The following is a 26,858-nucleotide window of genomic DNA, read 5'->3' as shown; positions in this document are numbered from 1 at the left end:
GCAGGCAACTCCTGTCGGTCTTCGCGCGGAAACGTCTCATGCGGCGCTCACACATTCTGGCCTCGGCCGTCTTTGATCCAGAACATCCCGCGGCCAGACTCCGCGGGGGCGCGCACCTCGCGTGGTGCGATCCGGTCGAGCCGGTATCCGAGTCGGCGGGGGACCGCGGCGCTGCGGATATTGGCTTCGTCGCAGTGGATTTCGACGTGGTCGATGCCAGGTAGGGCTAATGCGATTCGAGTCAGCGCGGCGGCGGCGCGGGTGATTATTCCGCGCCCGGTATGCGCGACATGGCACCAGTAGCCGATTTCCAGCGTGCGCGGGCCGACGCGGTCGTGGATTCCGATCGCACCGAGTAGGGTCCCGTCGACGTCGAAGATGCCGTAGTTGCAGCTTCCGTCGGGGCTCGGCCAACTCGCTGCCATCGCGTCGCCGAAGGCACGGTGCTGCTCGAGTGTCATGGGTTCGGCCAGCCAGTCCATCCATGGATGGAGGTGGTCGAAGGAGGCGGTGACCGCGTCGAATCTCGGCATCAGATCCTCGGGCTGCCAACGGCGTAGCAGCAGATCGCCCAGGTTGATCCGCCGAGGCGGTGCGATTCCGGACGCAAGCGCGGCGGGGTGCTCGGTGTCCATCCTCGGATGTTGGCAGCCGATCCGACGTGGAGCAACGCAATAACGGGCTGGTCGAGATTCCCAGGATCGGTAAACGCCGAGAGTTACGCGCGTCGCGACTTGACCGGTGAACCGCAACGCGCCGCGTTCAACGGATAGGCGCGCCTAGTTCTTCGGCGAAAAACCCAGATGCTTGACGTAGCGATGGGCAGGAACCGACACAGGGCCATCCGGTCCAGGTGCTTGGTGGCTGAACAGGCCCTCATCGACCCATCCGTGCCGGGCGTAGAAGGCGCGGGCACGGGTGTTGCCCGCAACCACGGCCAACCAGGCGCGGGAATGACCGCCAGCATGAATGCGCTGCTCGGCGGCACCGAGCAGGGACGCGGCGACTCCGGTGCCGCGGTGGTGCCGGGATAGGTAGACCTGGTCGACTTCGTCATCGAGGGTCATGACGAAACCGGCTACCTGGTCGGCGACCATCGCGACAACAGTGTCGTCGATGCGCTCCGCGGCGCGCGTGCCGAACGATTCCCGAGGGCGGACGGCGACGAGTTCGTCGGGGACATTGCCGAGGTGGGCGTCGCGCCAGCCTTCGTACCAGATGGTCGCGATGGATTCGGCGTCCTCGGGGCGGGCGGGGCGCAGGTGCGGGGAATCGGTCATCAACGCAATGTAGCCCGGTTGGGTTGACATGAACCCTGGTTGAGGTTGAAGGCTGGAGATATGAATCGACCGCCTGAATTCTGGAATGCCGTCTATGACAACGGGTCCGCTCCGTGGGTGATCGGGGAGCCGCAGCCCGCGGTGCTCGAGCTGATCGAGCAGGGGTGGATTCGGGGTGCGGTGCTCGATGTGGGGTGTGGTGCTGGTGAGCACACGATTCGGCTGACCGAGCTCGGCCATGACGTGCTCGGGGTGGATCTCGCGCCGAGTGCGATCGCATATGCCAGGGCCAATGCGCGGGAGCATGGTGTAGCCGCGCGGTTCGAGGTGGCCGATGCGCTGAATCTGGGGGACGAGCCCCGCTACGACACCATTCTCGACAGTGCGCTGTTCCATGTCTTCGCCCACGACAACGGCGATCCGACCGATTATCTGCGCAGCCTGCACCGGGTCCTGAAGCCCGGCGGGTACCTCCACATCCTCGCGCTCTCGGATGCCGAACCCGGCTTCGGTCCGCGCATCAGCCGCTCCGCGATCTCCGACCCGTTCGGCGCGGGCTGGGATTTGGAAGAACTGAAGCCCGCACGGTATCGCGGACGCGTCAGCGAGGCCGTCGTCGAGGCACAAGAACTCGGCCTTACCCCGGGCACATTGTCGACGAGGCTGCTTGGATTGCCCGCGTGCGCCGTTCCTAGCGCTGTACAAACACCCTGCCTGATGGACTGTGCATCGGGTCGCGGCACTGCCTGCCGTGATCCGATCGCCAATGGAAAGGGTCATTCGTCATGACATACACCCGTACCGGATTCGTGCGAACCGCTGTTGCACTCGGCGGTCTGCTCGCGGCGGGGGCGCTACTGGTTCCTGGAACCGCTTCGGCGCAACCGGGCATCGGCGGCGGACTGATCGAGACGACATGCAGCTTCGCGCAGGTGGATGCGGCCATTCACGCCGAGGCGCCCAAGCTCGCCGAACGCCTGGACAGCCACCCCGATCGCAAGGCGAAGCTGCAGGAATTCCTCGGGCTGCCGGTCGAGCAGCGCAAGCAGCGCGCCCAGCAGTGGATCGACAACCACCCGAATGCGCGGACCAAGATCGAGGAGAAGCGCAATTCGCCCGAGGGCCAGCAGAAGATCGACAAGCTGCGCCAGATCGCGAACACCTGCCACAACTACTGAGTCGAACGCGGGCGGCGCTATCCGGCGTCGCCCGTTCGGTTCTCGATGGTGACCGTGACGGTGAGACCGCCCTCGGGCCGCGCGGTCGCCCGGACCTCGCCACCGTGTGCGTGCGCGACCGATCGCACGATCGACAGACCCAGCCCCGCGCCCCGGCTGTTCGGTGCGTGCGCCGATTCGGCGACCCGTTCGCCGGATGCCAGTCTGCGGAACGGTTCGAAGAGTCCGTCGACCTCGAAGGCAGGCACGACTGGGCCGGTGTTCTCGACAACGAGCTGGGCATTGCCCCCGGTGCTCACCGATCTGATCGAGACCCAACCTTTTTCGCTGACGTTGTAGCGAATCGCGTTGTCCACCAGGTTCTGCGCCAGACGTTCCAGCAATACCGGATCACCCGAGACCGGAGCCGCCTCGATGTCGGTGCGGATCTCGATACCGGCCCGGTCGGCGGCATCACCCGCGACGGCGACCACCCGGCGGACCACCTCGGCCAGATCGACCCGACTGCGCTCGATGAGCCGCTGCTCACTGCTCGCGAGCACCAGCAATCCGTCGATCAACCGCTCGTGCCGACTATTGACCTCCAAAAGCGTTGCCCCGAGCCGACGCGTGGATTCGGGTGCGTCGGGATCGTCCAGCGCCACTTCGATCAACGTGCGATTGATGGTCAACGGTGTGCGCAGTTCATGTGAGGCATTGGCGACGAAGCGCCGCTGACCGTCGAAGGCGCGATCCAACCGTTCCAGCATGGCGTCGAAAGTGTCGGCCAGATCCTTGATTTCGTCATCGGGTCCGGTCAGCGCGATCCGTTCGTGCAGGCTGCGATCGGCCACCCGGCGCGCGGTCGCGGTGATCTGCTGCAGCGGATGCAAGGCCCGCCCGGCCAGCAGCCAACCCAGTCCGCCCGCGACGATCCCGATCGCACCCAGGCAGACCAGCGACCAGACGAGCATCGCCTCCAAGGTGTCGCGGCGCTCCTTGGCGGCCTGCGCGGTGAGCGCCGTGTACAACTCCTCGGTGACGATCGGGCGGTTCCGCTTGGCCAGGTACTCGCGCACGAGGATCTGGGCACCCATCCCGTGTCGCCGATCCAGCGACCGATCGAGGTAGAAATACATCAGCGCAACCAGGATCGCCCCGGCGATGAAGAACGCGCCCGCGTACAGCAGGGTGAGCCGGAGCCGAATGGTGCGGCCCCTCACCGGATGCGGTACCCCACGCCCGCCTCGGTCTCGATCACCGGCGGATCGCCCAATTTCCGGCGCACCATCATGATCGTGTAACGCACCACCCCCGTGAACGGATCGATGTTCTCGTCCCATGCCTTCTCCAATAACTGCTCCGCCGACACCACTCCGCCGTCGGCACGCAATAATTCGGCCAGTACCGCGAACTCCTTGCGTGACAAGGAAACCGGCTCGCCGTCGCGGGTGACCGTCAGCCGATGCGGGTCGAGCCGAATCCCGGCCCGCTCCAGCACCAACGGGGTCGCGGGCCGTGCGCGCCGCCCCAGCGCCTGAATGCGGGCCACCAATTCGGCGAATGCGAACGGTTTGGTCAGATAGTCGTCGGCGCCGAGACCGAGCCCCGCGACTCGCTCGGCCACCGCCGCGGCGGCCGTCAGCATCAGAATCCTGGCGTCGCTGCCTGCCTCGGTGAGCGAGGTGCAGACGATATCCCCGGATACCGTCGGTAGATCGCGATCCAACACGATCACGTCATAGTCGTTCACGCCGACCCGCTCCAGCGCATCCGCGCCGTCATACACCACATCGACCGCCATCGCATGCCGCCGCAGCCCATCGGCTATCGCGTCGGCCAGCAACTGCTCGTCCTCGACCACCAGTACCCGCACCCGACCATCGTGCCTGTTGTCGCTGTTAGGGCGCTGTTAGTGCGACAGACCCCGGGGGGAGCCGCCGATTTCGGCACATGTGGCGAGGAGTGATTTACGACGATCGACTCGGTGTGTGCTCTGTATTGACATCCGCCCCGCCATCAGAGGTGAGGATTCCTACCACAGCCGTGGAGCTGTCTTGGTGGGTTCCTGCTTCAACGGCCGGTGCCAGCCCGGGGGCTGGTTCTACCTGGCCTTCACAGGCGTTTAACCTCTCGGTCTGCCCAGCCGCGAGGATGTTGGTTGCCGCGTTCATGTCCCGGTCGTGGACCGCGCCGCATGGACACCGCCACGTCCGGACCGACAGCGGTTTCTTACCGTCGATCCGGCCACATACCGAACACAACTGGCTGGACGGAAAGAAACCGGTCCACCTTGGCGAAAGTGCGGCCGTGCCTGGCCGCTTTCTCTGCCAGCATGCGGATGAACATGCCCCAACCTGTGTCATGCACGCTCTTGGCGAGCCGCGTGCGAGCGAGACCTTGGACGCACAGGTCCTCGACGTATACGGCTTGGTTGTCGCCGATGATCGCCGTGGAGTGTTTGTGCGCCCAATCTCGCCGGGTATCGGCTACCCGTGCGTGAGCTTTCGCTAACCGGACTCTGGCCTTCGCGCGGTTACGGCTGCCCTTCTGCTTCTTCGACAGATCCTGCTGGGCCTTACGGAGCTTGCGTTCGGCTCGGCGCAGAAACTTCGGGGATTCGATCACCTTCCCGTCCGATAACACCGCGAAGGTGGTGAGTCCCAAGTCGATACCGACCTCGGTGTCCAGTTCGGGCAGTGACTCGTCGGCGACCAACACCACGAAGGACGCGAAATACCGGCCTGCCGCATCCTTGGTGACGGTGACCGATGATGGTTCCGACGGCAGGCCCCTCGACCAGCGAAGCTCGATGTCACCGATCTTTGGCAGTCGCAGTTCGAGGCGAAGAAGTTGCGGTAGGCGGTGTTCAGGTCGGCCAGCGCCTGCTGCAATACCACCGATGACACCTCACCGAGCCACCCTCGCTGCGGTGTCTTCTTCGCCTCGGTGAGCCGCTTCGACAGGTCCGCGTCCGAGAGCGTCAATCCCTCCGCGTATGCATGCCGCCGTGATGAAAGTGCATCGTTGAAGACGACACGAGCGCACCCGAATGCCTTCGCCAACTTCGTCTGCTGACCCGATGTCGGGTAGAGGCGGTAGCTGTATCGAAGCTGCACACTTTCACGATAACATCATGGCGGCGCACCGATTACGATTCTGCGCCAGTACATCGAGCAGCGCTAGTGTCCGGTCCAGGGAACACTCGGTTCTCGGCGCCCTGGCCACGCTCGCATTCACCTCCGCTGTAAGCGACTGTGCACTAACGAACATCCAGGTAGCTGATAGCAGTGAAAGGAGTTCAGATGACAATGTCGGTTGCCGACCGCATATTCTTTCGCGTCAACCGATTCCACAGGGAACGGGTCGCGATCGCATGGGGCGGACGGCATATTCTGCACGGCCGTAAGCCCAGGCCGGGTGACGTCGTGCTGACCAGCAATGACTATCTCGCGCTTGCGCACGAGCCGCATATCGTCGGCGCGATGTGCGCGGCATTGCAGTACGCGAGCGGGGGAGCACTCCCGTCGGGCGTCTTCGTACACGGTTCCGACCATCCGCAGATCGCGCTGGAAACGACGCTTGCCGAACATATGCGGGCGGCCGCCGGAATTCTGTGTCAGTCGGGCTGGGATGCGAACGCCGGATTGATGCAGTCGATCGCCGACCCGCATACGCCGGTCTATGTCGATCACATTGCCCATATGTCGCTGTGGCACGGCGCGAAAACCGCTGGTGCGCCGGTATATTCGTTCCGGCACAATTTTCCGGGCCATCTGCGCGACGAGATCCGCAAGCACGGTCCCGGCATCATCGCGGTGGATTCGATATACAGCGGCAACGGGAGTCGCTGTCCGCTGACCCAGATCTGCGATGTCGCCGACGAAACCCGCAGTGTGCTGGTGGTCGACGAATCGCATTCGCTCGGCACCGACGGGCCGTACGGTGCGGGCATGGTGGTCGCGCTCGGTCTCACCGACCGGGTGCCATTCCGGACCGCCAGCCTCGCAACGGCTTTCGCGGGACGCGCCGGATTCGTCGCCGCGAACAATATCGATTTCGTCGATTACTTCAAGATGGAATCCGATCCTGCGGTCTTCTCCGCGACACTGCTGCCGCACGATATCGCCGGTCTGGCCGCGACGCTCGAAGTGATTCGCATCGACGAGTGGCGGCGGGTCCGGCTGCGCGAGATCTCCGCTGTCGTGCGGCGTGCGCTGATGGCGTTGGAATTCGATCTGGAGGGTTCGGCCAGCCATATCGTCGCGCTGCAGACCGGTTCGGATGAGCGCACCATCGCGATCCGCGACTTCCTGGAGACCCATGGCGTTTTCGGCTCGGTCCTGTGCTGGCCCGCTACCGCGCCCGACCGTGCGCGCATCCGCTTCTCGCTGCATGCGGGGCTCACCGATATGCAGGTGGATCGACTCATCCAGGTGTGCACCGAGGTTCGCAACAACTTCGGCGCGATGGCGCCGGTGCGTTACGAAAGGCCGAGGCCCGCACCGACTCCAGCGCAACTCGTGCCGACCCAGTGAGCTATCAGGCGGCCGTCGTACGCGGCAGGATCACCGTGAAGGTCGCGCCGTTGCCCGGCTCGCTGTCCACGCTCACCCGACCGCCGTGCGCCGCGACAAGGGCCTGCACGATCGACAGCCCCAAACCCGTTCCGCCACTGGCCCGGGTGCGCGAGTCGTCGGTGCGATAGAACCGTTCGAAGACGCGGGCGGCGGCCTCCGGCGTCAGGCCGGGGCCGGTGTCGACGACATCGATGCGCACGTCATCCGTGGACGGAGTGAGCCGCACGGTGACCGCGGCGGTGGCCGGAGTGTGGGCCAGGGCGTTGCCGAGCAGGTTGGCCAGCACCTGCCGCAATCGCGCTTCGTCGCCGGTCACGTCCATGGTGCCGATTCCGGGACGGACCTCCAGGGTGATCGGGCGTCGAGGTTGCTGCCGCGCCGCCATGGCCTGCGCATTGTGCACCGCATCGCCGGCGAGCGTCAGCACATCCACTTGGCGGCGGTCGAGTGGGCGTTTGGCATCCAGCCGCGCGAGCATGAGCAGGTCCTCGACGAGCAGGCCCATGCGCTCGGCCTCGCCCTCGATGCGGCCCACCACCATGGACGCGTCCGTGCTCGCGCCTTGGCGGTAGAGCTCGGCGAAACCGCGAATCGTGGTGAGCGGGGTGCGCAATTCGTGGCTGGCGTCGGCGATGAACTGGCGCATCCGGCGTTCCGAGCGCCGGGCGTCTTCCTCGGAGGCCTCGGTGGCCGCGACGCCGTGCTGGATCTGCGCGAGCATCGCATTCAACGACCGAGCCAACCGGTCGACCTCGGTATCGACACCGCGCACCGGAACGCGCCGGTGCAGATCGCCGCCCGCGATCGCCGCCGCGGTCTTCTCGACATTGCGCAGCGGCCGCAGGCTGCGCCGCACGACGAAGTACCCGACCACACCGAGCGCGATCAGCGCGGCCGCGCCGGTACCGAGTTCGAAGTAGATCAAGCGCGATACCGTCTCCTGGTTATCGGTGAGCGGCAGCGCGATGGTGGTCGAGCCGTACTGGTTGCTGGTGGTCAGGGCGCGCCACTGCACCTCGGATCCGTCGGTCGAGCCGACGGTCGTGGGGACCGATGCCGTATTTCCGTCGATATCCGGCGTGGTGCCGATACTGGCGACCGTGACCGAGGTGCCCGGATAGGTCTGTCCCTCAGGGCCTTTGTGCAACTCGTAGAAGCGGCGGGGTTGATCGGTGAACAGCCGAGGGGTCGGCGCCTGTGGCAGGTCGGCCGGAACCCACACCGTCGCACCATCATTCGTGACGACCTGCTTCATCTCGCGTGGTTCGGCCCACGAGCGAGCGGCGTCGTAGAGCTGCTCATCGGTGCGTGCGGTCAGCGATCGACTCAAGGCAGAGGTCACTGCGAAACCCGTGGAGAGCAGCACCATGGCGGCCAGGAAGACCAGGGCGACAACAAGTCCCACCCGCAGCGGCATGGCCGACACTCGCCGGGCGAGTGATTCGCGCAGTCTCATATCCGGCTCGGCTGCGGTGCGCGCAGCACATAGCCGACGCTGCGCAGCGTGTGGATGAGCTTCGGTTCGGTGGTATCGACCTTGCGCCGCAGATACGACACATACGACTCGACCACACCCGCATCGCCGCCGAAGTCGTAGCGCCACACGTGATCCAGGATCTTCGCCTTGCTGAGCACCTTGCCCGAATTCACCATGAAATACCGCAGCAGCGTGAACTCGGTGGGCGACAATGCTACCGGCACACCGGCTTTCCAGACTTCGTGACTGTCCTCGTCGAGTTCGATATCGCCCACCGCGATGCGGGAGGACAGGTCCGCGACGGCATCCCTGCCCGACCGCCGCAGGATGGCCCGCAGCCGGGCGATCACCTCTTCCAGGCTGAACGGTTTGGTGACGTAGTCGTCCGCGCCGAGGGTCAGTCCGGTGAGTTTGTCATCGACCTCGTCGCGGGCGGACAGGAACAGCACCGGCGCATCGATCCCGTCCGCGCGCAGCCGCCGTAACAGCCCGAACCCGTCCATGCCCGGCATCATCACGTCCACGATCAGCGCGTCCGGCCGGAACCGGCGCACCTTGTCCAGGCCGTCCGTCCCGCTGATCGCGGTGACCACCTCGAACCCCTGAAATCGCAGACTCACCGCAAGGAGCTCGACGATCATCGGCTCATCGTCGATGACGAGAATGCGTGCTTCCGGCTCTGCTCTGCTCATTCCACCAGCGTGACTGACCGAGCAAGGTCGCAGCTCAGGACAAGCTGGGTGTTGGCTGTGAGCCGTGGACCTATCCGAGGTCCGGATGGAAAATGCGTTCGGCCGCGTTCCGCAGGGTGGTGCTGCTGTCCGGATCCTCGACATGGAGTGCGAAGGCCAACTCGCCGGTATTGGCGAGCAGCCAGCCCTGTCCGCCCGCGGTGGTGACATATCCGCCGCCGCCGATCAGGCTCCGGAGTTGGTCGACCACCGCGGCGGGCAGTGGACTAGATTCCGCGGAAGTCGTTGCCGGGCGGCCGATTTCGATCATGGGCGGAGTGACGCGTCCATTGGCAATGGCGGCGGCGAGGATCGCCATACCGTAGGGGCTTGCCTGGATTTCGCTCGCCCGGCCGCCGCGTCGGGCCTCTTCGGTGCCCGGGGCCGGGATTCGCGAACTCACCTTGTTCAGACCCGTCAGCTCGAAATCGACGCCGAGACCGAGTGCGCGGGCGGCCTGGGTGATCTCGTCGAGGGATACGTTTTGCGGCGGTTTGTGCGTGATGGTGGCCGCGGCCGTCCGCAGTAGTTCGGAAGTGCCGCCGATCGGGGCGAGCCCGGCGAAGGCCACTGGTTCGTTCGTGCTGGCCGCATTGTTCTCGGCGGCGGCGACAATGGCTCCGGTCGCGGGACGGATCGCGACGACGGCAGCCGGATTCCCGAGGTAGTTGACCGCATCCTGGGCGGCGCGCTGCCAGTACGGATCCAGGGTCGCGGACACATCCGGCGCCGGTGTGCCCTGCTGTCCGGCGATATTGGCGATCGGAAGCCCGTCGGGTCCCGATAGCTGCACCGCCCAGCCCGCGGTCCGGTCCCGGTTGTCCTGCCACACTGTGCGCAGTGCGTCGAGCATGGGAGATTGGATGCGGCGGTCGGCCGAGATCAGCCGTGGCTGCGGCTGTGCCACCACCCCGGGAATCGGCGTGATGTCCGGTTCGAGGACCGCGAAGTCGTCCTGCCGCAGATTCACCGCGACGACCGGTTGGCCTTTGGCGGCGGCGAGTTGCGCGCGTAAGGACTCGCCGGTGATCAGTGGGGCGACCGGTGCGATGGCCTTCGCCAGCGCGTCGGTGGTGGCGACCGGATCGGTGATGCGGGCGGGATCGAGCCGGACCACAGCGATGATCTGCTCGGTCATCAACGGTTGTCCGAGACTGTCCTTCACCACGGGCGGCGGCGTCGGGTAGGCCTTTACCAGATTGACTTTGCGGGTGTTGTCCAGTTGCGGCAAGGCGATAGTGGGGTCCCAGGAGATTCGCCAGCCGGTCGCCAATTTTCGGATCGTGCCCTGCGCGTCGTACGTCCAGTTTCGATCGTGTCCGAATGCCCACGCGCCCTGCAGGGCGAAGATTCCCTCCTTGGAATCCAATGCGATGAATTGCGACACACGGAAGTCGGGGGCACCAGGGCCCAATCCCTCGAACACCTGTCGCAGCGATGTGGCGGCATTGCTCGGTTGCGTGGTCAATTTCGCGGCGCTATCCGCATCCCGCTTGTTCAGCAGCTCGGTGAACTGTTCGACCGCCACCCTCGCGTCATCCGAATATTCGCCGAACGAACAGGCGCACCCGCTGAGTGCCGCCGCGAGAATCACTGCGCCGAGTGCCGCCGACCAGCGTGTGCGGCTCCTGTGCGGTCCGACGCCCGGGGAATTGCTCATCGGGATCCTCGATTCTCGAGTCCAACCGCGATTGATGGTCGTCAGCATCCGATTGCGCAGCGCAATGGACTTCGAGGCTAGCCCGCGCATTCGGCGGCTATCCATTCGATAAATCGGATAGCTGCCGAATTGCGATGGACTCGAGATGTGGCCTTATGTTGGCTCCCCGCAACAAAGTTCGAGACGACCGGGGGACCCCGGCCGATGGCCGAGGTCCCCGTCGGTTCACGACTGCGGCGGTGGGCTGAAGATGCCGAAGTCGTTTCCGGAGGTGTCGAGGATGTGTGCGAAGACGAGCCCGTCCTTGCCGGTGATCGGTGGGACCGACACCTTTCCGCCCAGCTTTTCGGCGGCGGCGACCGTGGCCGCCACATCCTGGACGAGGACGAAGAAGGTCGCGTGATTGGCCGAGGCATCGGGGGTGCGCGAGATGCCGCCGCTCGGTGCCTCGCTCGCGGGGTAGCTGACCAAGTCATAGGTGTCGGCATTCGGGTCTGAGGCGAAGCTCCAGCCGAACAGGTCACCGTAGAACTTCTCGACCTCCTGCGGCTTATCGCTGCCGACCTGGAACCAGGCAACCGTGTTGAAAGGGGGAGTGCTCACCGTGTCGTCTCCTCGCGATCGGGTATCGGTGTCTTGCCCGATTACGATCACCCGGCGCGGCGACAACCCCCTGTCGGTGTTTCCCGCCGATTTCGTCTCACAGCGCGACGGTTCGGAGTTCGAGGTCCTTCGGAATATCCGAAGGGGTGAGCGGGCGCGGCAAGGTCGGCGTATCTGTCATGGTCACCGCGCGGATGCGGTCCAGCCGGAAGCAGCGCGACTCCGCACGCAACCGGCACCACGCGATGAGATACCAGCCGTGCGCTCCGTTGAGGAAGGCCGTCGGCTCGACCTCCCGTTCGCTGGCCGCGCCGAAGCGATCCGAATAGCCGATTCGCAGCACCCGTCCCGCTTCGATCGACTGCGCGATAACCGACGGAATGGCCTGGACGGGCGGCGCATCCACCGGATCCAGCAACCGAACCCGCGCGGCGAGGTCGCGCGCCGCGGCCGCATTGCGCTCCGACATCACTCCGAGAATTTTGCGCAACGCGCTGCGCCCCGCCTGGTCGAAGGGCGTCGCCTCGCTGCGCGCCAAAGCCACGGCGAGTGCGACCGCTTCCGCCGCCGTGAAGTTGAGCGGCGGCAGCGACATGCTCTTCTCCAACGCGTAGCCGCCGCGCCTGCCGACATCCGCGTAGATCGGAATACTCGCCTGCTGTAGTGCCGCGATATCACGTTCGATCGTCCGAACGCTCACCTCATAACGCTGGGCCAACTCCCGCGCGGTCCGCATCCGCGGCGCCACCGCCCGCAATTCCTCGACTATCGCATACAGCCGATCCGTACGGTTCACGCCGCCACGCTAGCGCCGACCACCGACATCGAATGCCTGCCCGAATTGTCTTGGCGGATCGCGGGTATCAGTTGAAGGTGTCGCATAGCCAGTGAGCGCCTCGTGCGGTCGCCCGCACGCGGGTGTCACTGGGCATGCGACGGCTCGGGTCAGCGGCGGGAGACCAGCATCGGTTCGTGTAGGTCGAAGTATTCGACTTCGCCCATGAGTTCGCCTTCCTCCTCGAACAGGGTGCGCAGATCGTCTGGAATCTCCAGCTTTTCGTGGGCGCGGGCCTCGGCCTCGGAGGTGAAGTAGACGGCCTCGACGTACCCGTCGCTGCCGTATGTCGCCAAGGTACCGCCGAGAATTTCGGGGCGCAGTTCGTGGATGCGCTCGGTGCCTTCGGCGAGCAGTTCGCGCATGCGGCGCGGATCGCGGGTATGTCCCTCCATGACCTGGACGAACCCGGCCTCATCGGAGCCACCGCCCAGCCACTGCGTCACCTCGGGGCAATCCATGAACTGCACCGGCCCGTCGAAGCACTGCTCGGTCTCGGCCCACCACGCGCCTTGCTCCGGACGATTGCTATTGCGCCGCGCCGCTTCTTCGGATTCGAACCTCGCCAATGCGATGAACGTTCCGTCATTGCACAACCCGCTGGTCGTCCCGAGATAGCCGACGGCTCCCGGCTGCAATTCCTCGTTCCACCGATCCATACACCGACGTAGCCGATCGGCGTCGGAAACCTTTCCTTGAATAACTTGGATGAACATCGAGTCCTCCTAGTGCGGAGCGATCACTCCGCTCTATAGCGAGGCTGACGCGTCGCGGTCCACCGAGGGTGCTCGGACCGCACGGCCCGCGAACACGGCCACCGCACAGCTAATCGTTCGCCGCCGGGTGGGCGAGCGCAAGAGTGGCGACTCGCCGTATCCGACAGCCAGATCCTGGCGTGTCTTCCAATGACCAGGCGCCGCGCCGAGCGGAATCAGACCGACCTTACCTGTTCCACTGATTGAATCAATGATTGAAATACCGATGGGGACGTGGTTGGCTACCCCCATGACAGAGAAGCTTTCGTCGGACACGCGGGGCCGTCTGCTCGCCGCGGCCGAGCGGTTGCTGCTGACCGAGCGCTATGACGAGGTTTCCGTGCGGGCGATCTGTGCCGCGGCCGGAGCCAACCCGGCTGCGGTGCACTATCACTTCGGATCCAAGGAGGCGCTGGTCACGGCGCTGCTCGAGGACCGGCTCGGGCCGCTGTGGGCCGACCGGCTGTCGATGGTGACGGATGCGCGCGGTTCGGTGGCCGAGGTGGTGGACGTGGTGCTGGAACCGTTCGTCGCATTGGCCGACGATCCGGTGGGCCGGTTGCATTTACGGCTGCTGGCGCAGTTCGTCCTCGGCGGGCACCCGGTGCTGTGGAATCAGCGGTGGTTCCGCATGGCGTCCTGGGTGGCATTGCTGCCCGAGTTGACCGAGGCCGAAAGCCGTCTGCGCTGGGCTCTGGCCTTCGATCTGATCATCATGCGATTCGGGGGAGCCGGATCGCAGGAGCGGGAGATGTCGCAGGCGGCGATCGCCGCATTGCGGGAGTTCGTGGTGGCCGGTCTGACCGCCCCGTCGAAAGAACAGAAATGACAGACGTATTCACACCGGCCCGGCTCGGGCCGATCACCCTGCGCAATCGCGTGATCAAGGCGGCGACATTCGAGGGACGCACCCCGGATGCGCTGGTAACCGACGAACTGATCGCCTTCCACCGCGAAGTGGCGGCCGGCGGCGTCGGCATGACGACCGTCGCTTATTGCGCGGTGGCGCCCGGCGGTCGTACCGACCGGCATCAGATCTGGATGCGCCAGGAGGCGGTCCCGGGTTTGCGGCGGCTGACCGCTGCGGTACACGCCGAGGGCGCGGCGGTCAACGCGCAGATCGGGCATGCGGGTCCGGTAGCCAACGCGGCCTCCAACGGTTACCCCGCCCTCGCGCCGAGCCGTATGTTCAGCCCGCTGGGCATGAAAATGATGAAGGTGCCCAAAGAGCATGAGATTCGCGAACTGGTCGCGGCTCATGCCACCGCAGCGCGGCTGGCCGAGGAATCGGGGTTCGATGCGGTCGAGATCCACTTCGGGCACAACTATTTGACGAGTTCGTTCCTCAGCCCACTGCTGAACCGGCGCACCGATCGCTACGGTGGTTCGGCCGAGAACCGGGCGCGGCTGGCGCGCGAAATTGCCCTTGCCGTCAAGGAAGCCGTGGGTGACCGGCTGGCGGTGACCGCGAAACTGAATATGGAGGACGGCGTCCGGGGCGGGCTGACGGTCGCGGAGTCGCTGCGGGTGGCGGCCTGGCTGGAAGCCGACGGCGCACTGGACGCTCTCGAATTGACCGCGGGCAGTTCGCTATTGAATCCGATGCTGCTGTTCCACGGTGCCGCGCCGCGCAAGTCGTTCGCGAAAGTGCTTCCGGCACCGGCACGTTGGGGCTTTCGCATGGTCGGCCGCTCATTCCTGAAGGAGTACCCGTATCAGGAGGCCTACCTCTTGGAGCGGGCCCGCCACTTCCGGCGGGAGTTGTCGATGCCGCTGATCCTGTTGGGTGGCATTACGAATCTGGACACCATGCGGCTCGCCAGGACCGAGGGCTTCGAATTCGTCGCCATGGGCCGTGCGCTGCTGCGTGAACCGAATCTGTTGCACCGTATCGAATCCGAGGCCGCCACCCGGTCCGCGTGCATCCACTGCAACGAATGCATGCCGACCATTTACACCGGAACCAAGTGCCTGTACCGACTCGACGGCCCGGTGATCATCGAAACAGTGCCGGTTCTCGGCACCGAGCCGGAGGTGCGGCCATGAGCGTTGTCAGTGGTGATGAGCGCGGCGCACATTCACCATCGCGGAAGCGAATTATGGCGGGACGGTTGGCCGGACGGGTCGCCTTGATCAGTGGCGGGTCCTCGGGGATGGGCGCCTCCCATGCGCGGGCATTCGTCGACGAAGGCGCATCGGTCGTGATCGGCGATATCGCGGACGAGGCCGGTGCGCGGCTGGCCGACGAACTGGGCGAGCAGGCCGCCTACGTCCACCTCGACGTCACCCGGTCCGGCGACTGGGAGGCCGCCGTAGCCGAGGCCGTACGTCGGTTCGGCAAGCTGGACGTGCTGGTGAACAATGCCGGTGTCCTGGACGGCGGACCGCTGGGTACCTACACCGAGAAGCAGTGGCAGCAGGTGCTGGCGATCAATCTCACCGGTCCGTTCCTCGGACTGACGGCGGCGCGTGACGCGCTGGCGCGGCCCGTCCGTCGGCGGTGGTGAACATCTCCTCGGCCGCCGGAATGCAGGGTGTGGCCGGTATGCACGCCTACACCGCATCGAAGTTCGGTCTGCGCGGGCTCACGAAATCGGCTGCGCTGGAACTGGCTCCGCATGGCGTGCGTGTCAACTCGGTCCACCCGGGCGGCATTCTCACCCCGATGATCGGCGCGATGGCGGGTGCGGTGGACGTCGATCGGAACGAGAACACCCTGGCCCGCCTGGGCCTGCCCGAGGAGGTGACGAGTTTGGTTGTCTTCTTGGCCAGTACCGAGTCGAGCTTCTGCAACGGTGCGGAGTACGTCATCGACGGCGGCATGACCGCGGGATCCACCTTCGGCTGAGCCCGCGGCAGCACGCGAGCCCGGCGCGGGCGATCCCGAGTCAGTGCGCTTCGGCGTGGTCGGTCAGGAAGGTTTCGACCAATTGGTTGACGACATCGGGCACTTCGGCGGCGGCGAGGTGCGCGGCATTCTCGATGACCGTGAACTCCGCGCCGGGAATGCTGCGCGCCATGGTCTCCAGTTCGGGCACCGGAAAGGTGCGATCCTCGCGACCGCCGACGACCAGCGTGGGACAGGTGATCGCGGCGAAGCGGTCGCGTTGGTCCGGGCGCTCGATCACCACGGATCGGACGGCATGCGCGACCGATTTCGGATCATTGCGACGTGCCGTGTCGAGGACCCGGCGCACGACATCGGGGCGGGTGGCTTCGGTGGTCGGCCCGAGGAAGGCGCTCACTACGGATCGAGTGAGCGGCGGACGGATGCCGCGCAGGATACCGACGATGACCAGCAGCGCCCTGTACTGCAATTTCTGACCACTCGGGGCTGGTGAGGCCGTGCCGTTCATCAAGATGGCGGATCGCACGCGGTCCGGATATTCGGCGGCCAAGGTGCCGCCGATCATGGCGCCCCAGGAGTTCCCGATGAAGTGGGCCCGCGAGAGTTCGAGGTGGTCGAGGATGTCGACCACACAGCCCGCGCAGTCGTCGAACGTGAAGCCGCGAGTGAGTGGACCGGATTTTCCGTGGCCGGGCGGGTCCACCGCGATGGTCAGATAATTCTCGGCGAAGTGAGCGATCTGAGCGTCCCAGAGCCCGGCATCCATGAGCAGGCTCGGCCACATCACGAGCGGATCGCCGTGCCCGGTTGTGACGACGTGCAGGGTACCGAGCCGAGTCGGGATGTAGAGATCCGTGCTGTCCATGGGTTCCTTCAGCGGAGGGCGAGGGCGAGGAAGAAGTCGACGCGGTCTTCGAGGCGGGACAGGTCGCGGCCGGTCAGTTCCTCGATGCGTTGGATACGGTAGCGCAGGGTATTCACGTGAACGTGAAGTAGCTCAGCGCATTTGGTCCACGAGCCGGACACCTCGAGGAAGGTTTCCAAGGTGTGCACCAAGTCGGCGCGGTTTTCCTGGTCGTAGCTGCTCAACGGGTCGAGCAGGCGCAGGCGGAACATGCGCCGGACCTCGTCGGGGACGCTGGCCAGCAGGAGCATATGGGTGGCGAGTTCGTCGTGGCCGACGACGGTGGTGGGGGTGGGGCGGTCGGCCGCGAGGCGGCGGGCGTAGCGGGCTTCTTCTACCGCGCCGCGCAGACCTTCGCCGTCGACGATGCCGCTGACACCGATCGAGAGGTGAGCACCCTGTAGTCCGGGCTCCAAAGCGGTTACAGCGCGGTGGATTTCGCTGATGACGGAGCCGTCTGCGGGGATGAGGGCGATGGCTTCACCGTCGACCACACCTGCGGCAGGCCTTTTGCCGTAGAGGATTTCGCGCAGTAGGACGCGTAATTCGCCGGGGCGCAAGGCATCTGCGCCAGCCGCGACCGCAATATAGGTTTCGGCGGGACCGAGACCCGTCAGTTCCAGGCGGGAAATGATTTCGGCGGGTTTGGCATCGGAGACGATCAGTTCGATGAGTTCCTGGGCTAGGCGGCCCTCGGCGCTCTGACGGTCGTCGAGCCGGGCGCGTTCGAGCGATACGACCGCGGCGAGCTCGCCGGTCAGGGCGCGACGTTCTTCCGGCCAGTCTTTGAAGTCGCCTTCGAAGACCAGGAACCAGTCGGCGGCGCGGGAGGTGCTGTGCTCGTCGACCGCGAACAGCGAGTAGCGCGCCTTGTCCTGGACCAACACGTGGGGGAGACGGCGGGCGTTCAGGAAGGCGGCGGTGGCTCCGACCGGCGGTGCTGCCGCGGGTCCGGCCACCACGCGTCCGGTGGATGCGACGACCCAGCAGCGCATCCCGAGATCGCGTTCGATCAGTTCGAGCACCGAGCCCAGCCCGGTACCCGAGACGAGCTGGCGGTGGCGGTCGAGAATGGCGGTCAGATCGGCGGCGCGCCCGGTGGACAGATTGCGGGTCAATGTCTCGGTGACCTGGGCGAATGCGACATCCTCACGGACACGGAACAGCGGTATCCGATGTCGTTGACAGGCCTCGACGACGTCGGGCGGAGCGCCGCCGTAGCGGGCGTCACCGGCGGCGAGTCCGGCGACTCCGGCTTGGGCCAGTGCGCGCACGAAGGTCTCGCTGTCCTCCGGCGAAAGCCGCCATTGCAGCCCGGTCAGAACCAGCTCACCGCCGGAGAGATAACGACTCGGATCGAGCATGTCGGTGGTCACTACCCAGCGCACGAAGCGGTCGAGCTCTTCCTCGCCGGTGACGAGCTCGAGACCGAGGTTCATGGTCAGAAGTGATCTAAGTCGCACACTTGCCGAGGCTAACAGCCCGGCTCGCGCCCTCCCGGTGACGCTTTGGATCTTCACACAAACGAGCCCGTGTGAACTGGCGCACACTTCGGATTTCTGGGTCCTGGCAGCGCAGATGAACGACGGGTGTACTTACTCCCAGCACCAGAACAAGCTCGATGGGAGATCGGATGTCCGGTGAGATCGGATGGCTCAACTCGCTGCCTCCGGACCAGGCCGAGGCGGAACTGCTGACCTGCTGCGCCTCACATGTCTGGGCGCAGAAGGTGGCAGCGCACCGGCCCTATGTGGACAGCACGAGCCTGCTGGCCGCCGCTGTCGCCGGGGTGCGGGAGCTGAGTTGGCCCGATATCGCGGAGGCGCTGTCCGCGCATCCGCGCATCGGTGACCGGGCGAAGGCGGGCACGCACCAGCGCGAGGCCAAGTGGTCCGCCGGTGAGCAGTCCGGCACGGCGAGCGCCGACCAGCAGACACTCGATGACATCGCCGCAGGCAACCTGGCCTACGAGCAGCGGTTCGGACACGTCTTCCTGATCCGCGCCGCCGGTCGCTCCGCCGAGCAGATCCGCGCCGAACTGCGCAGGCGCCTGGCGAATACCGCCGAGGGCGAGCGCATCGCGACCCAACGCGAACTCGCCGATATCACCCGGCTGCGAATCCGAAAGCTGTTGGAGGACAGGTGAGTCTGTCCACCCACGTGCTCGACGCGGCATCCGGTCGCCCGGCGGCGGGGCTGCCGGTGCGGCTGGAAAAGGCCGACGGCACCGTGCTCGCCGAGCGCCGCACCGACGACGACGGGCGCGTCAAGGATCTGCCCGCGCCCGAAATCGGTGTCCACCGGCTGATTTTCGAAACCGGTGACCTCAGTCCGTTCTATCCGTCGGTGACCATCGACTTCCGCGTCACCGACCCAGCCGAGCACTACCACGTGCCGCTGCTGCTCAGTCCCTATTCCTACTCGACCTACCGAGGTAGCTGAACCATGTCGATCAAGCTCGGGCCGAATAGATACGGCAAAGCGGAAAACCGGGTCGTCCGGGTGACGAAAACCGGTGGCGTCCACGAGATCCGGGATCTGAACGTCGGTGTGGCGTTATCCGGTGACATGGACGAGGTCCACCTGACCGGTGACAATGCGACGGTCCTGCCGACCGACACCCAGAAGAACACCGTGTTCGCCTTCGCCAAGGAACACGGCATCACCTCCCCGGAAGCGTTCGGTCTTTTGCTGGCACGGCATTTCGTCGATTCCCAGCCGCCCATCCACCACGCGCGGGTCTCCCTGGCGGAGTACGCCTGGGAGCGCATCGTGGTCGGCCCCGGTGACAAGCAGTATTCGTTCGTGCGCTCCGGCCAGGAGACCCGCACCTCGCGGGTGCACTACGACGGCGAAAACGCCTGGGTGGTCTCGGGTTTGACGGGCCTGGTGGTGCTCAACTCCACCGGCTCGGAATTCCACGGCTATATCAAGGACAAGTACACGACGCTGCAGGAGGCCTACGACCGCGTACTGGCCACCGAGGTCAACGCGGAGTGGCGTTTCGCGAGCGAACCGGGCGACTGGGACAAGGCCTACCGCGAGGTCCGCGGTGCGCTGCTCGAGGCATTCGCCGATACCTACAGCTACTCGCTGCAGCAGACCCTCTACGCCATGGGCGACCGGGTGATCGGCGCGGTCCCGGAGGTCTGCGAGGTCCGGCTGTCGCTGCCCAATAAGCACCACTTCGTCGTGGATCTGTCCGGCTTCGGACTGGAGAACGACAACGAGGTGTTCGCCGCCGCCGACCGTCCCTACGGCCTGATCGAGGGCACCGTACTCACCGAGGACGCCCCCGCGCCCGGACCGGCTTGGGAGTGACGATGGATTTCCTACGACCCGATACCTGGGCCGAGGCGCTCGAGCTGAAGGCCGCGAAACCGGAAGCCGAACCCATCCAGGGCGGCACCGATGTCATGGTCGAGATGAACTTCGACCACGGCCGTCCGGCGGCACTGCTCGATCTCAACCGCTGTCGCGACCTGTTCGACTACTCGACCGAGCCCGACGGCCGGATCCGGATCGGTGCGGGCGTCCCGTATGTGCGCATCATCAACCGGCTCAACCACCAGCTGCCCGGTCTGGCGCAGGCCTCGCGCACCGTCGGTTCGCCGCAGATCCGCAATCGCGGCACGGTCGGCGGCAATCTCGGCGGTGCGTCCCCGGCCGGTGACGCCCACCCCGCGCTGCTGGCGGGCAATGCCGTGATCGAGGTGGAGTCGGCCGCACGCGGCACCCGCCTGATCCCGATCGATGACTTCTACGTGTGGGTGAAGAAGAACGCCCTGGAGCCCGACGAGCTGATCCGCGCCATCTGGATCGAGCCCGCCACCGGACCGCAGTACTTCTCCAAGGTCGGCACCCGCAATGCCATGGTGATCGCGGTCTGCGCGTTCTCGATCGCGTTGCACCCCGACACCCGCACGGTCGGCACCGGCATCGGATCCGCCGGTCCGACGCCGCTGCGCGCGACACCGGCCGAGCGGTTCCTCGCCGATGCGCTGGACTGGGATGACCCGGCCCCATTGCCGTTCGATGTCGTCCGCGAATTCGGTGAGCTGGTCTCGGCCGCCGCCAAGCCGATCGATGACGTCCGCGGCACCGCAGAATACCGCAGACATGCCCTGACGGTGCTGGCTCGCCGCACCCTGTCCTGGGCCTGGACGGACTACCTAGCAGAAAGAAGGAGGGCAGCCTGATGCGTGTGACCTTCGACGTGAACGGCTCGCAAGAGACCGTCGACGATGTGTGGGAGGGCGAGAGCCTCCTCTATATGCTGCGTGAGCGCATGGGCCTGCCCGGCTCCAAGAACGCCTGTGAGCAAGGCGAATGCGGTTCGTGCACAGTCTATTTGGATGGCACGCCGGTGTGTTCCTGTCTCGTGGCCGCGGGCCAGGTGCAGGATCGCTCGGTGCGCACCGTCGAGGGGCTGGCCGACGGCGCGAAACTCGATCCGATGCAGGAGACGTTCGTCGAGGCCGGTGCGGTCCAATGCGGCTTCTGCACACCGGGTCTCATCGTGCAGGCGCACGATCTCATCGAACGCAATCCCGATCCCTCCGATGTGGAGATCCGCGAGGCGCTCGCCGGAAACCTCTGCCGCTGCACGGGATACGAGAAGATCCTCGACGCGGTGCGACTGGCTGCGGCACGTAAGGCGGGCAAATGAGGAAAGCATCGCGCAGCGATTCCATGAGGGGTGGCGGTCGGGTGACGGGTGGGCGTACAGCATCGCGAAGCGATTCGGTGCGGGGCGGTGGCCGGGTGACGGGTGGGCGGACCGTCATCGAGAACGCCTATATCGCGCCGGTCGTGGGTGACGAGATCGCGTCCGGATATGTCGTCATCGCCGATGGCCGCATCGAAGCCCTCGGCGCGGGACCGGCACCGATCGTCCCGGGCGCCGAAAAGATCGACGGCACAGGCTGTTTGGTGACCCCCGGCCTGGTCAATACCCACCACCACCTCTATCAGTGGGCGAGCCAGGGCCTGTTCCAGGATTCCACCCTGTTCGAATGGCTGACCGGTCTCTACCGCACCTGGGCACGCATGGACGCCGACGTCGTCTACGGTGCGGCCGCTGCCGGTCTGGGCTGGCTGGCGTTGACCGGCTGCACCACCAGCAGCGACCACCACTACATTTTCCCGAAGGGGCGCGGCGACCTGTTCGAGGCCGAGGTACGCGCGGCGAGCGAGATCGGCCTGCGCTTCCACCCGTGCCGCGGTTCCATGGACCGAGGACAGAAGGACGGCGGTCTGCCGCCGGACGAGGTGGTCGAGAGTCGAGACGAAATCCTCGCCCACACTGCCGAAGTCATCGACAAGTACCACGATCCGTCGTTCGATTCGATGCTGCGGGTCGCGGTCGCGCCTTGCTCGCCGTTCTCGGTGAGTGAGGGTCTGATGATCGATTCCGCGACGCTGGCGCGCGCCAAAGGTGTTCGGCTGCATACCCATCTCGCCGAAACGCTCGACGAGGAAGAGCACTGCATCGAGCAGATGGGCTGCACCCCGGTCGAATACATGGAAAAGCTCGGCTGGCTCGGCGAGGACGTCTGGTTCGCGCACGCGGTGCACCTGCATGATGCCGATATCCGGCGTTTCGCCGAAACCGGCAGCGGCTCGGCACATTGCCCCAGCTCCAACGCCCGGCTCGGTGCGGGTATCGCCCGCGTCAGCGATCTGGTGGCCGCCGGTGCGCCGGTCGGCTTGGGAGTGGACGGCGCGGCGTCGAGTGAACTGACCTCCATGGCGGGCGAAATGCGGCAGGCCATGCTGTTCCAGCGCGCGGTCAACGGACCGACCGCCTTTACCGCGCGCCAGGCGCTCGAGATCGGCACCCTCGGAGGTGCCCGGAATCTAGGCCGCCACAGGGAGATCGGCAGTATCGAACCCGGCAAACTCGCCGACCTCGCCATCTGGCGGGTCGACGGTTTCCGCTCGGCGATCGAGGATCCGGTCTGCTCCTTGGTTTTCGGACCGACACCGCCACTGGCCCGGCTGCTCATCGGCGGGCGCACCGTTGTGGAGAACGACGAATTGCGCACCGTCGCACAGGATGTCGTCGGCCGGGCGGGTGTCGCCGCCCGAAAACGGCTGATGCGACAGGAGGCACGATGACTGTCCCACGGACCACCCGATTCCCTGAAGAGGTTGCCGCGCCGGGTAGGGGCGGCGTCGGTGAGAGCCCGCTGCGACCTGACGGCACGTTGAAGGTCAAAGGCGAGTTCGCCTACGCCTCCGATCTATGGATGGACGGCATGCTCTGGGGCGCGACGCTGCGCAGCCCGCATCCGCGCGCGATCATCCGCGGTATCGACATCGCGCCCGCACTGGCCATGACCGGTGTGCACGCGGTACTCACCCATGAGGATGTGCCCGGTCGCAAGATGTACGGCCTCGACCACACCTGGGATCAGCCGGTCCTGGCCATCGGCGAGGTGCGCCACCACGGTGAGCCCATCGCACTGGTCGCCGCCGACCACCCCGAGATCGCCCGGCGCGCCATCGATGCCATCGAAATCGATTGGGAGGTACTGGAACCCATTACCGACCCGATGGCGGTGCTCTCGGCCCCGAAACGGCTCGCGGTGCAGGAACGCGGCGGTATCGCCCGGCATCAGCCGGTGCGCGTCGGCGATATCACCGTGGGCCGCGCGCTGGCCACCGTGGTGATCACCGAAGAATTCGAGGTCGGCATTCAGGACCAGGCATTCCTCGGCCCCGAATCCGGCCTGGTGATTCCGGCCGAGGACGGCGGGCTCGACTTCTATGTCGCCACGCAGTGGATGCACAATGATCTGTCCCAGATCGGGCCTTGTCTCGGCCTGGCCGACGACCAGATCCGCATGACCATGGCAGGTGTCGGCGGAGCCTTCGGTGGCCGCGAGGACCTGTCCATGCAGATCCACGCGGGCATGCTGGCCATGCACACCGGCAAGCCCGTCAAGATGATGTACAACCGCGAGGAGTCGTTCTTCGGGCACGTGCACCGGCACCCGGCGAAGATGCTCTACGAATACGGTGCCGATGATGCCGGAAAGCTCACCTACGCAAAGGTTCTCATCGTCCTCGACGGTGGCGCGTACACCTCGGCGACGCTGAATGTCACCGGTAACGCGTCCTCGCTCGCGGTGGGGCCGTACGAGATTCCGCATATCGAGATCGACGCATACGGCATCTACACCAATAACCCACCGTGCGGTGCGATGCGCGGATTCGGCGCGGTGCAGGCCTGTTTCGCGCACGAGTCGATGATGGACAAGGTCGCCGAGGCGCTGGAACTGGATCCGGTGCACGTGCGCCAGATCAACGCGGTGTCGCAGGGCTCCAAGCTGGCGACCGGTCAGGTGCTGCACGCGCCGACGCCGATGGCCGAAATGCTCGGGCAGCTGCGGGATATGCCGATGCCACCGGAGCTGGACGCCTCGGATATCCGGAACCTGCCCGGCGGCGCATCGCAGACGACGCACGGCGAGGGCGTGGTGCGTGGTGTCGGCTACGGCGTCGGCATCAAGAACATCTGCTTCTCCGAGGCCTTCGACGACTACTCGACCGCTCGGGTGCGGCTGGAAGTCATTGCGGGAGAACCGGTTGCGCTGGTGCACACCGCGGCCGCCGAGGTCGGTCAGGGACTGGTGACGGTCGAGGCCCAGATCGCGCGGACCGAACTCGGCATCGAACGGGTCACCATTCACCCGGCCGACAACCAGGTCGGCGACTCGGGTTCGTCGTCCGCTTCCCGCCAGACCTATATGACCGGTGGCGCGGTGAAGGCGGCTTGTGAGGCCGTGCGCCAGCGCGTGCTCGCCTCGGCCCGGGCAAAGTTCGGTGCCATGCCGGGACTGCGACTGGTCGGCGGCAAGGTGGTTTCGCGCACGGGGGAGGTGCTCGCGGCGATCGTCGATGTCCTGGATGAGGGGGTTATCGAAGAGACCCGCGAGTACCACCACCGACCGACGACCGGCATGGATCCCGTTACGGGACAGGGGAATAGCCACACCCAGCTGGCTCTCTGCGTACACCGTGCGGTGGTGGACGTGGATACGGACCTCGGCCTGGTCAAGGTCGTCTCCCTGGACGCGGTCCAGGACGTGGGCAAGATCATGAACCGCCTGTCGCTGGAAGGGCAGATCCACGGCGGCTCCGTACAGGGGCTTGGCCTGGCGGTCATGGAGGAAATCCAGGTCGAAAACGGTAAGGTGCGCAACCCGTCCTTCACCGACTACCTGATCCCGACGATTCTCGATACGCCGTCACAGCGGCTGGAGATTCTCGAAAATGCCGATCCGCACGCCCCCTACGGGCTGCGCGGCGCCGGAGAGCCGCCCACGCTCTCTTCGACACCCGCGATCGCTGCGGCGATCCGTGACGCCTGCCGATCACGGGGTGGAAACGTGCACATCAACCGAGTGCCGGTGCGACCGGAAGACATCATCCGGAGCAGTTGATCAACAGGGGCAGCCGGTTCCAGTGGACCGGAGAGACTCCACAACAGCAGTACCCGAACCGTGCGGTCCGGCCCAGTCCACAAGGACAGCCGCCGGACCGTAGGTCGGCTACGCCCCGAGGAGGGCACGCCAATGACCCAGATTCAGACCAAGCCCAGCACGCCAGAGCCGGTAGCAGGAAGGTCTGCGCTCGACCGGTTCTTCCGGCTGAGCGAACGCCGAACCACCGTTTCCCGCGAAATCCGTGGCGGCATCACCACTTTCGTCGCCATGGCCTACGTCATCCTGTTGGTGCCGCTGATTCTCGGCGGCGTCGCGGATGTCAACGGTGACAAGCTGAGCATCGCTCAACTCACCACGGCCACCGCGTTTTCCGCGGGACTCAGCACCATCCTGATGGGCGTGGCGGGCAATGTACCTTTGGCGCTCGCCGCCGGACTCGGTGTGGTTCCGGTGGTCGCCTTCCAGGCGGCGCCGCATATGACCTGGCCGCAGACCATGGGTCTGGTCGTCCTGATGGGCGTGATCATCGTGATCCTGGCCGCGACCGGTCTGCGGACCATGATCATCAACGCCATCCCGCTCGGTCTCAAGAATGCGATCGGCGTCGGGATCGGCATGTTCATCGCGATGATCGGACTGGTCTCGGCCGGGGTGGTCGGACACGGCGCGCAGACCGGTCCGCCGGTCACCCTCGGCGCCGGTGGTCACCTATCCGGTTGGCCCGTAGTGATTTTCGCGGTCGGCCTGCTGGTGATGCTGGCACTGTTCATCCGCAAGGTGCCCGGTGCGATTCTGATCAGTATCGCCATCTCGACGGTGCTGGCCATTGTCGTCAACGCGCTGGCGAAGATCGACCCGCAGGCCTGGGGGCCGGTGGTGCCGGAGAAGCCGAAGGGATTCTTCGCCGCACCCGATTTCGGGCTGGCGCTCAATATCGACCTCGTCGGCGGTTTCGCCGAGGCGGGCGGGCTGGTTGCGGGGGTCGTGCTGTTCACTCTGGTGCTGACCGGGTTCTTCGATGCCATGGGAACGGTTTTCGGCGTCTGCGACGAGGCTGGACTGCTCGATGAGAAGGGCACCATGCCGGGTATCGGCAAGGTGCTGACGATCGACGGTATCTCCCAGGTCATCGGTGGTATCAGCGGCGGCGCCGGAAATACCGTGTACGTCGAATCCGCGACGGGTGTCGGTGAGGGCGCCCGCACCGGACTGACCAGCCTGGTGACCGGTGGATTGTTCTGCCTCGCAGTATTTTTCACCCCGCTCGCGGCCGTGGTGCCGATCCAGGCCGCCGCACCTGCGCTGGTGATCGTCGGTGCGCTGATGATGACCCAGGCCCGCAAGATCGATTGGAACGATCTGGAGGTGGCGGTGCCCGCCTTCCTGACGATCGTGCTGATGCCGTTCACCTACTCCATCACCAACGGTGTCGGTGCGGGCCTGATCGCGTACGTGGTGATCAAGCTGGCGCGCGGCAAATTCCGTGAAATCCATTGGCTGATCGGGGTGGTGAGCCTCGTCTTCGCCGGTTACTTCGGCATCTCGGCCATCGAACTACTCCTAGGCGGATAGCAC

27 protein-coding genes and 2 pseudogenes are annotated in these 26,858 nt (G+C 65.8%); 14 read left to right on the top strand and 15 right to left on the bottom strand.

The genetic code is table 11. The annotated features are described in order from the left end of the window. Nucleotides 1-47: 47 nt before the first annotated feature. Together ACQPZ2_RS27550 and ACQPZ2_RS27545 are read right to left on the bottom strand one after the other, a co-directional pair. Nucleotides 48-635 carry a GNAT family N-acetyltransferase gene (locus ACQPZ2_RS27550; RefSeq protein WP_433521107.1) on the bottom strand — a complete coding sequence of 196 codons (588 nt, stop codon included), beginning with the start codon at nucleotides 633-635 and terminating at the stop codon, nucleotides 48-50. 144 nt (nucleotides 636-779) lie between these two features. Beyond that, on the bottom strand, nucleotides 780-1,280 hold the full coding sequence (locus ACQPZ2_RS27545) for an N-acetyltransferase family protein (RefSeq protein WP_433521106.1): 501 nt from the start codon (nucleotides 1,278-1,280) through the stop codon (nucleotides 780-782). Nucleotides 1,281-1,340: 60 nt separating this feature from the next. Here ACQPZ2_RS27545 and ACQPZ2_RS27540 point away from each other — a divergent pair, with 60 nt between their 5' ends. Both ACQPZ2_RS27540 and ACQPZ2_RS27535 read left to right on the top strand, forming a co-directional pair. After that, on the top strand, nucleotides 1,341-2,069 hold the full coding sequence (locus tag ACQPZ2_RS27540; RefSeq protein WP_433521105.1) for a class I SAM-dependent methyltransferase: 729 nt from the start codon (nucleotides 1,341-1,343) through the stop codon (nucleotides 2,067-2,069). Continuing rightward, nucleotides 2,066-2,458: a hemophore-related protein gene (locus ACQPZ2_RS27535; protein WP_051182880.1), complete on the top strand. Its 393-nt coding sequence runs from the start codon at nucleotides 2,066-2,068 to the stop codon at nucleotides 2,456-2,458. The genes ACQPZ2_RS27540 and ACQPZ2_RS27535 overlap by 4 nt, the downstream gene beginning before the upstream one ends. A 17-nt stretch (nucleotides 2,459-2,475) precedes the next feature. Here the strand turns inward: ACQPZ2_RS27535 and ACQPZ2_RS27530 are convergent, their stop codons facing one another. From ACQPZ2_RS27530 to ACQPZ2_RS27510, 5 genes and pseudogenes are all read right to left on the bottom strand, one after another. Beyond that, nucleotides 2,476-3,660: a sensor histidine kinase gene (locus ACQPZ2_RS27530; protein ID WP_433521104.1), complete on the bottom strand. Its 1,185-nt coding sequence runs from the start codon at nucleotides 3,658-3,660 to the stop codon at nucleotides 2,476-2,478. After that, on the bottom strand, nucleotides 3,657-4,313 hold the full coding sequence (locus tag ACQPZ2_RS27525; RefSeq protein WP_387287789.1) for a response regulator transcription factor: 657 nt from the start codon (nucleotides 4,311-4,313) through the stop codon (nucleotides 3,657-3,659). Before ACQPZ2_RS27525 ends, ACQPZ2_RS27530 begins: the two co-directional genes overlap by 4 nt. 94 nt (nucleotides 4,314-4,407) lie before the next feature. Then, on the bottom strand, nucleotides 4,408-4,701 hold the full coding sequence (locus ACQPZ2_RS27520; protein ID WP_433527537.1) for a zinc ribbon domain-containing protein: 294 nt from the start codon (nucleotides 4,699-4,701) through the stop codon (nucleotides 4,408-4,410). After that, complete coding sequence (locus tag ACQPZ2_RS27515) at nucleotides 4,670-5,227, bottom strand: RNA-guided endonuclease InsQ/TnpB family protein (protein WP_433527536.1); 558 nt, start codon at nucleotides 5,225-5,227, stop codon at nucleotides 4,670-4,672. The genes ACQPZ2_RS27520 and ACQPZ2_RS27515 overlap by 32 nt, the downstream gene beginning before the upstream one ends. A gap of 209 nt (nucleotides 5,228-5,436) precedes the next feature. Beyond that, nucleotides 5,437-5,556, bottom strand: a pseudogene (locus ACQPZ2_RS27510) (helix-turn-helix domain-containing protein); the annotation flags it as partial. A 186-nt stretch (nucleotides 5,557-5,742) separates the two neighbouring features. Here ACQPZ2_RS27510 and cqsA point away from each other — a divergent pair. After that, entirely contained in the window at nucleotides 5,743-6,975 is a 1,233-nt protein-coding gene (gene cqsA / locus ACQPZ2_RS27505; protein WP_433521103.1) for an alpha-hydroxyketone-type quorum-sensing autoinducer synthase, read from the top strand. Nucleotides 6,976-6,979: 4 nt separating this feature from the next. Here cqsA and ACQPZ2_RS27500 read toward each other — a convergent pair whose 3' ends face one another. The 6 genes from ACQPZ2_RS27500 to ACQPZ2_RS27475 all read right to left on the bottom strand — a co-directional run bounded on the left by ACQPZ2_RS27500 (nucleotide 6,980) and on the right by ACQPZ2_RS27475 (nucleotide 13,039). Next, nucleotides 6,980-8,473, bottom strand: a complete 1,494-nt coding sequence (locus tag ACQPZ2_RS27500; protein ID WP_433521102.1) for a sensor histidine kinase — start codon at nucleotides 8,471-8,473, stop codon at nucleotides 6,980-6,982. Further along, complete coding sequence (locus ACQPZ2_RS27495) at nucleotides 8,470-9,186, bottom strand: response regulator transcription factor (RefSeq protein ID WP_063037967.1); 717 nt, start codon at nucleotides 9,184-9,186, stop codon at nucleotides 8,470-8,472. The genes ACQPZ2_RS27500 and ACQPZ2_RS27495 overlap by 4 nt, the downstream gene beginning before the upstream one ends. Before the next feature lie 70 nt (nucleotides 9,187-9,256). Further along, nucleotides 9,257-10,885: an NTF2-like N-terminal transpeptidase domain-containing protein gene (locus ACQPZ2_RS27490; protein ID WP_433521101.1), complete on the bottom strand. Its 1,629-nt coding sequence runs from the start codon at nucleotides 10,883-10,885 to the stop codon at nucleotides 9,257-9,259. A 225-nt stretch (nucleotides 10,886-11,110) separates the two neighbouring features. Next, nucleotides 11,111-11,488 (bottom strand): VOC family protein, encoded by a 378-nt coding sequence (locus ACQPZ2_RS27485; protein WP_433521100.1) that lies wholly within the window; start codon nucleotides 11,486-11,488, stop codon nucleotides 11,111-11,113. Between the two features lie 97 nt (nucleotides 11,489-11,585). Continuing rightward, complete coding sequence (locus ACQPZ2_RS27480) at nucleotides 11,586-12,284, bottom strand: helix-turn-helix transcriptional regulator (RefSeq protein ID WP_433521099.1); 699 nt, start codon at nucleotides 12,282-12,284, stop codon at nucleotides 11,586-11,588. A 149-nt stretch (nucleotides 12,285-12,433) separates the two neighbouring features. After that, nucleotides 12,434-13,039, bottom strand: a complete 606-nt coding sequence (locus tag ACQPZ2_RS27475) for a hypothetical protein (protein ID WP_433521098.1) — start codon at nucleotides 13,037-13,039, stop codon at nucleotides 12,434-12,436. Between the two features lie 289 nt (nucleotides 13,040-13,328). Between ACQPZ2_RS27475 and ACQPZ2_RS27470 the strand changes: the two genes are divergently transcribed. From ACQPZ2_RS27470 to ACQPZ2_RS27460, 3 genes and pseudogenes are all read left to right on the top strand, one after another. Continuing rightward, nucleotides 13,329-13,907, top strand: coding sequence for a TetR family transcriptional regulator (locus tag ACQPZ2_RS27470; protein ID WP_433521097.1), 579 nt, complete (start codon nucleotides 13,329-13,331; stop codon nucleotides 13,905-13,907). Further along, nucleotides 13,904-15,124: an NADH:flavin oxidoreductase gene (locus ACQPZ2_RS27465; protein WP_433521096.1), complete on the top strand. Its 1,221-nt coding sequence runs from the start codon at nucleotides 13,904-13,906 to the stop codon at nucleotides 15,122-15,124. Before ACQPZ2_RS27470 ends, ACQPZ2_RS27465 begins: the two co-directional genes overlap by 4 nt. 53 nt (nucleotides 15,125-15,177) lie before the next feature. Further along, nucleotides 15,178-15,926: pseudogene (locus ACQPZ2_RS27460) on the top strand (SDR family oxidoreductase). A 40-nt stretch (nucleotides 15,927-15,966) separates the two neighbouring features. Here ACQPZ2_RS27460 and ACQPZ2_RS27455 read toward each other — a convergent pair. Then, a complete protein-coding gene (locus ACQPZ2_RS27455; RefSeq protein ID WP_433521095.1) occupies nucleotides 15,967-16,791 on the bottom strand; it encodes an alpha/beta fold hydrolase in 825 nt (274 codons plus the stop codon). A gap of 8 nt (nucleotides 16,792-16,799) precedes the next feature. Continuing rightward, nucleotides 16,800-18,269 carry a PucR family transcriptional regulator gene (locus ACQPZ2_RS27450; RefSeq protein ID WP_433521094.1) on the bottom strand — a complete coding sequence of 490 codons (1,470 nt, stop codon included), beginning with the start codon at nucleotides 18,267-18,269 and terminating at the stop codon, nucleotides 16,800-16,802. A 194-nt stretch (nucleotides 18,270-18,463) separates the two neighbouring features. On the opposite strand from ACQPZ2_RS27450, the gene uraD reads away from it, so the two are divergent. The 8 genes from uraD to ACQPZ2_RS27410 all read left to right on the top strand — a co-directional run bounded on the left by uraD (nucleotide 18,464) and on the right by ACQPZ2_RS27410 (nucleotide 26,855). Further along, nucleotides 18,464-18,976, top strand: coding sequence for a 2-oxo-4-hydroxy-4-carboxy-5-ureidoimidazoline decarboxylase (uraD, locus tag ACQPZ2_RS27445; protein ID WP_433521093.1), 513 nt, complete (start codon nucleotides 18,464-18,466; stop codon nucleotides 18,974-18,976). After that, nucleotides 18,973-19,272 (top strand): hydroxyisourate hydrolase, encoded by a 300-nt coding sequence (gene uraH / locus ACQPZ2_RS27440; protein ID WP_063037951.1) that lies wholly within the window; start codon nucleotides 18,973-18,975, stop codon nucleotides 19,270-19,272. Before uraD ends, uraH begins: the two co-directional genes overlap by 4 nt. A gap of 3 nt (nucleotides 19,273-19,275) precedes the next feature. Then, a complete protein-coding gene (gene pucL / locus ACQPZ2_RS27435) occupies nucleotides 19,276-20,151 on the top strand; it encodes a factor-independent urate hydroxylase (RefSeq protein WP_433521092.1) in 876 nt (291 codons plus the stop codon). A gap of 2 nt (nucleotides 20,152-20,153) precedes the next feature. Further along, entirely contained in the window at nucleotides 20,154-21,029 is an 876-nt protein-coding gene (locus ACQPZ2_RS27430) for an FAD binding domain-containing protein (protein WP_433521091.1), read from the top strand. After that, nucleotides 21,029-21,499, top strand: coding sequence for a (2Fe-2S)-binding protein (locus ACQPZ2_RS27425; protein WP_433521090.1), 471 nt, complete (start codon nucleotides 21,029-21,031; stop codon nucleotides 21,497-21,499). The genes ACQPZ2_RS27430 and ACQPZ2_RS27425 overlap by 1 nt, the downstream gene beginning before the upstream one ends. 95 nt (nucleotides 21,500-21,594) lie before the next feature. Next, nucleotides 21,595-22,950: an 8-oxoguanine deaminase gene (locus ACQPZ2_RS27420; RefSeq protein WP_433521089.1), complete on the top strand. Its 1,356-nt coding sequence runs from the start codon at nucleotides 21,595-21,597 to the stop codon at nucleotides 22,948-22,950. Then, nucleotides 22,947-25,280 (top strand): xanthine dehydrogenase family protein molybdopterin-binding subunit, encoded by a 2,334-nt coding sequence (locus ACQPZ2_RS27415; protein ID WP_433521088.1) that lies wholly within the window; start codon nucleotides 22,947-22,949, stop codon nucleotides 25,278-25,280. The genes ACQPZ2_RS27420 and ACQPZ2_RS27415 overlap by 4 nt, the downstream gene beginning before the upstream one ends. Nucleotides 25,281-25,412: 132 nt before the next feature. Further along, nucleotides 25,413-26,855 carry an NCS2 family permease gene (locus tag ACQPZ2_RS27410; RefSeq protein ID WP_433521087.1) on the top strand — a complete coding sequence of 481 codons (1,443 nt, stop codon included), beginning with the start codon at nucleotides 25,413-25,415 and terminating at the stop codon, nucleotides 26,853-26,855. The last annotated feature ends 3 nt before the right edge of the window (nucleotides 26,856-26,858 follow it).

Source organism: Nocardia pseudovaccinii (assembly GCF_050942345.1).
In the GTDB taxonomy this organism is placed as follows: Bacteria; Actinomycetota; Actinomycetes; order Mycobacteriales; family Mycobacteriaceae; genus Nocardia; species Nocardia pseudovaccinii.
This window is presented reverse-complemented; position numbering and strand designations above follow the sequence as displayed.

Coding starts and splice junctions, on each gene's coding strand:
- ACQPZ2_RS27415 (WP_433521088.1), top strand. CDS start 22,947: ATGACTGTCCCACGGACCACCCGATTCCCTGAAGAGGTTGCCGCGCCG.
- ACQPZ2_RS27495 (WP_063037967.1), bottom strand. CDS start 9,186: ATGAGCAGAGCAGAGCCGGAAGCACGCATTCTCGTCATCGACGATGAG.
- ACQPZ2_RS27475 (WP_433521098.1), bottom strand. CDS start 13,039: ATGTTCATCCAAGTTATTCAAGGAAAGGTTTCCGACGCCGATCGGCTA.
- ACQPZ2_RS27540 (WP_433521105.1), top strand. CDS start 1,341: ATGAATCGACCGCCTGAATTCTGGAATGCCGTCTATGACAACGGGTCC.
- pucL (WP_433521092.1), top strand. CDS start 19,276: ATGTCGATCAAGCTCGGGCCGAATAGATACGGCAAAGCGGAAAACCGG.
- ACQPZ2_RS27425 (WP_433521090.1), top strand. CDS start 21,029: ATGCGTGTGACCTTCGACGTGAACGGCTCGCAAGAGACCGTCGACGAT.
- ACQPZ2_RS27500 (WP_433521102.1), bottom strand. CDS start 8,473: ATGAGACTGCGCGAATCACTCGCCCGGCGAGTGTCGGCCATGCCGCTG.
- ACQPZ2_RS27450 (WP_433521094.1), bottom strand. CDS start 18,269: ATGAACCTCGGTCTCGAGCTCGTCACCGGCGAGGAAGAGCTCGACCGC.
- ACQPZ2_RS27430 (WP_433521091.1), top strand. CDS start 20,154: ATGGATTTCCTACGACCCGATACCTGGGCCGAGGCGCTCGAGCTGAAG.
- ACQPZ2_RS27550 (WP_433521107.1), bottom strand. CDS start 635: ATGGACACCGAGCACCCCGCCGCGCTTGCGTCCGGAATCGCACCGCCT.
- ACQPZ2_RS27465 (WP_433521096.1), top strand. CDS start 13,904: ATGACAGACGTATTCACACCGGCCCGGCTCGGGCCGATCACCCTGCGC.
- ACQPZ2_RS27535 (WP_051182880.1), top strand. CDS start 2,066: ATGACATACACCCGTACCGGATTCGTGCGAACCGCTGTTGCACTCGGC.
- ACQPZ2_RS27490 (WP_433521101.1), bottom strand. CDS start 10,885: ATGAGCAATTCCCCGGGCGTCGGACCGCACAGGAGCCGCACACGCTGG.
- ACQPZ2_RS27545 (WP_433521106.1), bottom strand. CDS start 1,280: ATGACCGATTCCCCGCACCTGCGCCCCGCCCGCCCCGAGGACGCCGAA.
- ACQPZ2_RS27410 (WP_433521087.1), top strand. CDS start 25,413: ATGACCCAGATTCAGACCAAGCCCAGCACGCCAGAGCCGGTAGCAGGA.
- cqsA (WP_433521103.1), top strand. CDS start 5,743: ATGACAATGTCGGTTGCCGACCGCATATTCTTTCGCGTCAACCGATTC.
- ACQPZ2_RS27470 (WP_433521097.1), top strand. CDS start 13,329: ATGACAGAGAAGCTTTCGTCGGACACGCGGGGCCGTCTGCTCGCCGCG.
- uraD (WP_433521093.1), top strand. CDS start 18,464: ATGTCCGGTGAGATCGGATGGCTCAACTCGCTGCCTCCGGACCAGGCC.
- ACQPZ2_RS27455 (WP_433521095.1), bottom strand. CDS start 16,791: ATGGACAGCACGGATCTCTACATCCCGACTCGGCTCGGTACCCTGCAC.